Source organism: Paraburkholderia ultramafica (assembly GCF_902859915.1).
In the GTDB taxonomy this organism is placed as follows: Bacteria; Pseudomonadota; Gammaproteobacteria; order Burkholderiales; family Burkholderiaceae; genus Paraburkholderia; species Paraburkholderia ultramafica.
The window spans coordinates 1-7,746 of the sequence record NZ_CADIKK010000087.1; the positions used below are offsets into that span (position 1 = coordinate 1).

A 7,746-nucleotide genomic window follows, 5' to 3' on the forward strand; every position below is an offset into this window, starting at 1 on the left:
GGTTCTGTAGTGCAACACGTACCCGGCGGATACGGCGCGCATCCTGAGGTTCGCGCCGACGCAATTCCTGCACGACGAAGTCGAACAGTTCCATGCGCGTGGCCAGATCCGGACCCGCCAGCGCCAGAATGTCGTGACTGAGCCATTGGGTCAGCGTGCGCACATCGCAGGCCAGCCGATGCGCACGCGCCTGGCCCTGACACGCCCGTTCCAGCTGGGCAGCAAGATTGCCACCCAGGTCACGCGCACGTGCCCCTTCGCGATGCGGGCCTCCAGCTTCGTGCATCGCGTACGGGCGCCCCGCGCGAGGCTGTTCAGCGTGTTGATGAGCACTTCGCACTGGTGCTGGATGTGAAACACGTCGCCGTGGCACGGCGTGTCGCCCCAGGCAGACTGCTGTCCGGCGCGCAGGCCCCGTCCCGCATCGGCAATCGTGTAGTCCGGATTCAATCCCTGCTGTTTAGCGTCAAGCAGATGCACGCCCCAGGTGTCGGCGTCGCGATGCTGTTCTGCGGCGAGCAGATAGCAATAGGTCGAAGCGGCATCGACGCCGGCGAGCACCGGCTGCGTGCCCTGAAAGATTTCATCGTGCAGTCCCACACGGATGCCGGCGAGATCCTGTGCGCGGTTGATCACCCCCGCCTGCTGTGCGGCCCATTGATGCAGGTTGCAGACGCTGCCCACACTGATCGGCACGCCCAGCAGATCGCGCATGAATTCCGTGACGCCGCGAAACGAACTGCGGCAGATCATCGTCAGCGCGAGCGTTACCTGGTTCAGCCAGCGCCGGCTGACCGGCAGATCGAACAGCACCTGCTCATCTGAGGCGCCGCACGGGAACGCCTCATCCAGTGCGACGCTAGCCTTGCGCGTTTGCGCGTAAATGAACTTGCGGCTTACGTCGTGCTGTCCGGCCAGCGCACTGACCGTCTCCGATCCCGATAACGCCCGGATCGCCAGTTCCTTGCGCTCCCGCTCAAGCAGCTTCGCTGCGCCTGCGCATCGATTCATCCCGGCACCACGACTAGAAAATTGGGGCTGCCATTATCGACCATCGCAACCCCATTCTTGGGCTGCTCCTGTTACCCGCCTTTGAACCACGCCACAGTTTCTAAGGTACAACGGCCTCTTTCGAAATTTGAGTGGGTGATGCCGGTTGTCGGTGGGGAAAATGAGTGGGTCAATGGCGGACGGGACGTCCGGCGAAGCGAACCATTGACGCGCTCACTTTCCCAAACAAGCTAGAGGGCTTGGGGCTGGCGAAGTCTTGCTGCGCCTGCCCCCGAGCCCGTCCGGCGGCGAGGACTTCCCCGCCTCGAGGCGGGGTTAGGGGTGGGGCATCGTCACCCAAGAACGGTCCAGTGCTCAAAAAATGTGCAAATTCTTACCCACTGCATTTTCAAAAGAGCCGTACAACGGCCGTTCACGCGGTCATATCGATCGGCGGTTCCCCTCAAGAAGTCGGAAGACGCCGCCGCCCCGCACAATTCCATTTTTCTCCCCAGATCTGTAGTCCGCCATGATGCAGAGTCGGGATTCGCATTTCGCGTCGTGGTTGCGCGAATAGAAAGAGGTCCTTCAACGACGGGTTTTGGCGGAGCGTTCGGAACCTGACGAACAATCCAAAATTTGCTTTAAAAGTACATGCACGTCGTCTAATCTTATCCGTGCGTCAACGGGATGGCGCTTAAAAAGACGAAGGCAGCGAGCCCCATTATCAAGAGAGAGACTAAGACCATGAAAGCCAAATTCTTCGCTCCGCTGGGAGCGTTGGCCGCCGCCATGGCGGCCGAGCACGCCAGCGCGGCGATTGCCCTGCCGGATGTAGGTACAAACCGCACACATCGGCGAACGCAATCACAGCCAATGCGGTTCGCGCACTGGAGCCTCAAGATTTCACCGTTCGAGCTATTGGTAACGCATACGGGTTTGTTCTGAAGCGCACCGAGCGCTGGCAATTGACGGCCTATCACAGCTCCCACTCGTCGCATAGCTCGCTTTATCTTTTGCGTATTGACGGAGGTTTCCATGAGCGACGAATTCGTTAGTCACGGAATTGTTTTGGATGACGAAGGCATGGCACAGGCGCTGGACGTATTGAAAGTGGGTGCGGCCGAATTGTGGTCGGTGCTGTCGGTCGAAACGTCGGGAGTCGGGTTCTTTTCGGATCGTCGACCAAAAATACTTTACGAGCAACATGTATTCAGTCGTTTGACTGCGCATAAATTCGACGCCTCGAACCCTGATATCAGCAATCCTAAGGCGGGAAACTACGGCGCGACTGGGAGTCATCAGTATGACCGCCTGCTTGCGGCCATGAAGTTGAATCGTGAGGTCGCCTTGCAAAGCGCATCCTGGGGCGTCGGACAGACAATGGGATTCAATTTCGCCGACACCGGGGCGAGCAGCGTGGAAGACATGGTCGAGCGCATGACCCGCGCGGAAAACGACCAGCTTTTGTGTACCGCCACCCAGATGGCGAAGAACGGGTCGATCAATGCTCTGCGCGCACGCGACTGGACGAATTTCGCGCGCAACTATAACGGTCCCAATTTTGCCGTGAATAACTACGACGCCCGTTTGCGAGCCGCCTTCAACAGCTTTTCGTTCGGCGGCACGCCGGACCTGAAGGTGCGAGCCGCGCAGAACTACCTGATCTATCTCGGCTATTTTCCGGGTACGGTGGATGGCATATTGGGCAAGCGCACGCGAGACGCCATGAACCTCTTTCAGGCAAAAGAGGCGATGCCCGAGACCATGACGCTCGATGACGGCACGCTGGAGCGGTTGATCTTGCGTGTGAACGCGTTGCCGCTGTAAAGGCCTCATCGTCTGCGGGCTCCGTTCACGGAGGAGCACATGTCCGTCTCTAACTATGCACGCCGATATTGGCGCTGGGGCGCCGCCCTTGCGCTTTCCGTCGTGCTCGCGGCCAGCGCTTGCACCATCCAGTTGGCGCCAGCCTATGACCCGGTGCTGCTCGGCGGCATTCAGGGTGTGAGCGGCGACATCATGAAGCTGTACGCGACGACCGGCATGGGTGTAGACAAGGTGACGTTCACTGGCCGCCAGGACCAATACAACAGGATCATCGGGACGGTCGACGCGCTCGCGTTGCAGTCGCAAAGCCGGCCTGTGCCAGATAGCGCGATTCGGGAGAAAGTCGAAGGGGCGCTCGCGCAATGGACCAAAGCGACGCCCGCCCCGATGTTCGGGGGAGGGGATGAGGCGTTGAGTCTCGCCGCCTCGGAATGTGCGTCTGCACGACATGTTGCGCGGGCACCCGCAGTTTCGATGCCTACGCTCACATCGGACCCGAATCAATATATTCCTGCCAGCGCGTCGGCTCTGCGGCAGATTTCGAGAGCAATCACGTTGCTCAGGGACACCGACTGTGCGCATGGCCTCAATAGTTTCGAGGTGGCCGCAAACCGCGGCTATACCCAATACTTCATCTCCGAAGCGCTCTTTTACGAGAGCTTCCTACAACGCTGATGTTTTCACGTGCAAGGAACGGCCATGGCACTGGATCTCAAAGCGGCGGTCGACGTGTTTGCGCAAGGAATCTCTTCGTCTGTGAAGACGGTAACGGGCCAGGACATTCGGATGCTCGCCGGATTTTCGCAAACGCAATTGCAGTCAATCGCCCAGCAGTCGGCATTGGTTGCGGGAATGATCGAAGCGAATGCATTCACGGTTGCCGAAAGGAAATTCTATCTGGACGGACTCGGGCAAATGGCGCGCGGGTTTGTGGATACCTTCGTGCAGCTCGCCGAAGTAGTAATTGAAAAGCTGTATAACGCCGTGGTGAACGCTATCTACGAGTCCATCAACGGGTTGGCAGGCGTGGCACTCGTTGCACCATTCGCAGCCGTGTAAGCGATATCGAGTGTATCCAGTGGGTATGGTTGCCGTCATAGGGAGGCATGATGCCGAACACGCCGCAGATCGTCCCTGCGTCGCAGGTCGACAGCGAAATGGCGCCGGACTTTTCGTCGCCAACTTATCGCATGCTTGCGCAAGGCGACTCCTGGTTCTCCATCAACGGACTCAACCTGTTTCGCGCGTCGTCGCTGCTGCCGCATCTGGATTTCGGTCATTCAGCGATCGTGGTTAACTGCGCGGATCCAGGAGATACGCTCGCCCATATGGTCGACTGGCGCAGGAACCCATGGTTCGCGAGCTATCTCTGCGGTCCGCGCGAGCGTCCGTGGGACGCGATGCTGCTATCGGCCGGCGGCAACGATCTGATAGACGCGCTCGGCGTGGCGCCCACGGACGCGCATGGCACGCCGCATAGCCCGGGCGACCGGCTGCTGCTCACGAAGGTCGAGCGCGAGCGCGGGAGCGGGAGCGGCGCAAAGACGTATATATCCCAGGATGGCTGGACGATTTTCGAGCAGCATTTGCGCGCGCAATTTGTTGCGCTCGATGCCATGCGCGCCTCCAGTAAAAGTAACCAGAACATGCCTGTCATCACCCACACCTACGATTATGCGATGCCGCGCGACGTAGGCGCGGGATTGCATTTTGGTCCGTGGTTGTATCCCGCCCTGGTGGCGTATGAAGTTTCGCCTGCGGACTGGCAAGCACTGGCAAACGAGTTTCTCGACCGGCTCTTCGACCTGGTAAATGGCCTGCCTCTGCAAAATTTTCACGTGATTCGAACGCTCGGAACGCTGCAACCTGCCAATGCCAACCCCGGCATTGCCAGTGCCGACTGGCTTAACGAGATTCACCCCACTTCGGCGGGGTATCAAAAGATCGCTGCGCGCTTTTGCGCGGACGTAGCCGCAAGGAAGATCTTGCCTTGAGAACCGGGGAGTTTCATGGACACTCTTGCCGAAAAGAACAACTCGCTCGATGACGAATTGAAGCGAGCGAATATTGAAAAGACCCAGGCTGAAACGGAAAGGATCAGGCGTGACCTCGCCTCCGAGGTGGGCAGGGCGAGGAACTCATTCTGGATCGACTTCGCAAAGATAGTGGGCGGCGTGATACTTGGCGCAGGCGGGCTGATGGCGGCGGTCACCCAGTTTGAAGTGGGCGAGATGCGTGCGAAGGTCGCAAAGACTGAATTCGACGAAGCCGTGAAGCAAAAGACTTTGGCTGAGCGAGCCGCCCAGGCAGCAAAGCAATCGCTCGCGCAATCTCAGGTCGAACTCAAGCGCAGTGTCGAGATGCGCGAGGCGGCCAGGAAGGAATACACGGAACTGCAAAACGAGAGCGAGCGGCTCCGGGCAAGCCTCACGAAGACGGACGCCGAATTGCGAACCGTGCACCCTCAAACTGACCTGCCGCGCCTTGCTTATATTCAGTTCAAGGGGGACTTGAGCCGCGCATTCATCGACGATCTCCGCAACCATCTGAGTACGGATTCCTTTAATGCGCCCGCCGCTGAGCGCGTGGCAGGGGGCTGGAAAACCCAGGTCAAATATTTCGCGCCAGGCGATCAAGCTGCCGCGAAGAAGCTTGCCGCGTCCGTGGAAGCATTCACTCGTTCGAAGGGATGCCCCATGACCGTTCCAGTATCGTTTGCGCAGCCGCCGGATGGTAAAGCGTCACCGCTCGAAGTCTGGCTCTCCGGCTCGTGCGAATAACCCCTTTTCAAGGGCCTGTCTTCACGCACTGCGCTGTGCAATGGCTCGATCCAGGAGGCCGCGATGCGTTGCGCACTGAGATTCGTGTTTAGCGTCGTCTTGCTCCACTTCGCCTGTCTCCATGCACAAGCAGCAGAGCCGGCGGCGGTCACTGCCTGCTCGGCGGATTCCGCCGCTGCCGCGGCGCAGGAAATCGGCAAGCTCGCACCAACCCTCGAAAGGGTGCGCGTGGCGAATCGCGTTCTTTTTTTACCCAGTTCTGGCGTGATCGATTTGCTGCTTTTCCGGCGATTGGCGGCAAATGTCAAAGGTGAGGGTGAGCCTGAGAATTATCGCGTGGTGGTCATGGACAGCCGCACGGCCGACGCCCTTTCCCGCAGTTCAGCAGGCTCTTCGGGAAAACCACTCAATCCTGTCTTCTCGCAATACGTTCCGGCTGCCGCGATTTCCGCGGAGGAGGCCACGGTCGGTCCTGCAGGAACGGACTTCATGAAGGATGAGTCGACCGGGTCCAAGACCCTTCTGCGCTACACCTCGAGCGTAGGCGGCGCGACGCCATTCAACGGGGACGCGAGGATCTATATCCTGGGATGCGCGGGTGCCGACGGGGGCGTGCCAACCTTCCTGGCCGCGCTGGACACGACCATTTCGAGCCGAGGATTGTCGTTCGCATTGGCGGCGCTCCTGTGCGTGGTGAGCTACTGTCTCGCTGTCATTGGGACCTATTACGTGCGCAAATCGCAACGCATGAGCGAGAAGGCCGGCAATGCGCATCCCACGAGTGGAACGAACTACGCGAGCATGCTGCGCCACTTCGACCCAGTCGTGCTGACGGCCGGACCGAACGGGCGGGGCAGTCCCGCCAAGCTGCAAATCCTCTTTTTCTCGATTCTCGTGCTCGGGCTGGTGTTCTATATCTGGATGCTGACCGGGCACCTCACTGGACTTTCCACGACGGTCCTTTTGCTGATGGGCATATCGGGTTTGGGCGCGACTGCGTCCGCCGGCACGGAAGTGAGCAAGAACCGGCTCGACTATGAAAACTGGACGTGGCTCATCAACCGCCGCTGGCTGCCCGAGGGCGGCGTGGCCGAAGCGAACATGGCGCAATGGAAGGACATCGTCTCGAGCGACGGCCAATTTGACGTCTACCGCTTCCAGATGGTGACGTTCAGCGTTCTAGTGGGACTCGCACTGGTTGGCGCGGGTGCGCATTTGACGGATCTCAGCTCGTTTGACATTCCGCAGGCACTGCTTGGCATTCTCGGTCTGAGCCAGGTTGTCTATGTTGCGGGCAAACTGGTGGCGCCGCCTTCGATCGCGGATCTCGACAAGCTGATCAAGAAACTGCGCGACGCAGAGAAGACGCTGCGCGACAGTCTTGACGACTCCAATGCACGTTTCCTGGGCGATACCGTCGTGCTTATGAGCGAAGACTCCGGCGTGAAAGCAGCGAAAGTCGCCTACGGTGATTATCTGCAGGCTTGGGAATCCGCGCGTACGATGTTCGAGGTGACCTTGGGGCGGCTGGTTCCCGAGCAGGCCTTGCACCTCAGGCCGCCATTTCCGGTGCCACATGTTGTGTGCGCTACGGCTGGCGCGCTGCCTGTGGCGAAGTTGGGCACGCCGTATAGCGTTAGCCTGACCGCGATGGGCGGTTCAGGCCCCTACACCTGGGACCTGATAAAAGGAGCATTGCCACCTGGCATCGCGTTTCAGCCTTCCGGCGTGCTGAGCGGAACGCCGAACAAGCAGGGGAGCTTCGCGTTCAGACTTCAGGTGGTCGACTCGGCGACAAAGATGGCCGCCGATGATTTCACGCTTCAGGTCGACCCCTAGATGCTATGGGAGGGCCGTGGAAGTAAGCCCGCTGGAGTAAAACGGGATTTCCAGACTCGTTTTCTCCGAAGGTCTCTGCGCCTCCATTTGTCTGTGGCCAGCCTGCGTCTGGTCGTAGCAGGCGACCCCGCAGGCCGGCCACAGACAACTGGCAAGGAGATTTGCTTCGTATAGCAGAATTTTTACATTCAACAGGGGGCTCTGATGTGATGGACGACTCCCGCTACGCAGCGAGAGGTTTATGCCAGAGTGGAGCGGTCGTGACGTCCACGGCAAAGGAGCGTTCATCATGAAGATAGCGACTGTT

8 protein-coding genes are annotated in these 7,746 nt (G+C 59.5%); 7 read left to right on the top strand and 1 reads right to left on the bottom strand.

The annotated features are described in order from the left end of the window. Positions 1 to 150: 150 nt before the first annotated feature. Entirely contained in the window at positions 151 to 1,011 is an 861-nt protein-coding gene (locus HV744_RS35750) for a hypothetical protein (RefSeq protein WP_175153965.1), read from the bottom strand. Positions 1,012 to 1,737: 726 nt separating this feature from the next. On the opposite strand from HV744_RS35750, the gene HV744_RS35755 reads away from it, so the two are divergent. The 7 genes from HV744_RS35755 to HV744_RS35785 all read left to right on the top strand — a co-directional run bounded on the left by HV744_RS35755 (position 1,738) and on the right by HV744_RS35785 (position 7,439). Further along, positions 1,738 to 1,938 carry a hypothetical protein gene (locus HV744_RS35755; RefSeq protein WP_175153966.1) on the top strand — a complete coding sequence of 67 codons (201 nt, stop codon included), beginning with the start codon at positions 1,738 to 1,740 and terminating at the stop codon, positions 1,936 to 1,938. Positions 1,939 to 2,028: 90 nt separating this feature from the next. Next, complete coding sequence (locus tag HV744_RS35760) at positions 2,029 to 2,820, top strand: N-acetylmuramidase domain-containing protein (RefSeq protein ID WP_175153967.1); 792 nt, start codon at positions 2,029 to 2,031, stop codon at positions 2,818 to 2,820. A 39-nt stretch (positions 2,821 to 2,859) separates the two neighbouring features. Further along, the gene (locus HV744_RS35765) at positions 2,860 to 3,495 is read left to right on the top strand and encodes a hypothetical protein (RefSeq protein ID WP_175153968.1); all 636 of its coding nucleotides are present in this window, start codon (positions 2,860 to 2,862) and stop codon (positions 3,493 to 3,495) included. A gap of 24 nt (positions 3,496 to 3,519) precedes the next feature. Further along, positions 3,520 to 3,879 (top strand): hypothetical protein, encoded by a 360-nt coding sequence (locus HV744_RS35770; protein WP_175153969.1) that lies wholly within the window; start codon positions 3,520 to 3,522, stop codon positions 3,877 to 3,879. A gap of 98 nt (positions 3,880 to 3,977) precedes the next feature. Next, positions 3,978 to 4,814 (top strand): hypothetical protein, encoded by an 837-nt coding sequence (locus tag HV744_RS35775; RefSeq protein WP_246279371.1) that lies wholly within the window; start codon positions 3,978 to 3,980, stop codon positions 4,812 to 4,814. 15 nt (positions 4,815 to 4,829) lie between these two features. Beyond that, complete coding sequence (locus HV744_RS35780; RefSeq protein WP_175153971.1) at positions 4,830 to 5,600, top strand: hypothetical protein; 771 nt, start codon at positions 4,830 to 4,832, stop codon at positions 5,598 to 5,600. 63 nt (positions 5,601 to 5,663) lie between these two features. Next, on the top strand, positions 5,664 to 7,439 hold the full coding sequence (locus HV744_RS35785; protein ID WP_175153972.1) for an Ig domain-containing protein: 1,776 nt from the start codon (positions 5,664 to 5,666) through the stop codon (positions 7,437 to 7,439). Positions 7,440 to 7,746: the final 307 nt, after the last annotated feature.

Coding starts and splice junctions, on each gene's coding strand:
- HV744_RS35775 (WP_246279371.1), top strand. CDS start 3,978: ATGGCGCCGGACTTTTCGTCGCCAACTTATCGCATGCTTGCGCAAGGC.
- HV744_RS35750 (WP_175153965.1), bottom strand. CDS start 1,011: ATGAATCGATGCGCAGGCGCAGCGAAGCTGCTTGAGCGGGAGCGCAAG.
- HV744_RS35755 (WP_175153966.1), top strand. CDS start 1,738: ATGAAAGCCAAATTCTTCGCTCCGCTGGGAGCGTTGGCCGCCGCCATG.
- HV744_RS35785 (WP_175153972.1), top strand. CDS start 5,664: ATGCGTTGCGCACTGAGATTCGTGTTTAGCGTCGTCTTGCTCCACTTC.
- HV744_RS35765 (WP_175153968.1), top strand. CDS start 2,860: ATGTCCGTCTCTAACTATGCACGCCGATATTGGCGCTGGGGCGCCGCC.
- HV744_RS35770 (WP_175153969.1), top strand. CDS start 3,520: ATGGCACTGGATCTCAAAGCGGCGGTCGACGTGTTTGCGCAAGGAATC.
- HV744_RS35760 (WP_175153967.1), top strand. CDS start 2,029: ATGAGCGACGAATTCGTTAGTCACGGAATTGTTTTGGATGACGAAGGC.
- HV744_RS35780 (WP_175153971.1), top strand. CDS start 4,830: ATGGACACTCTTGCCGAAAAGAACAACTCGCTCGATGACGAATTGAAG.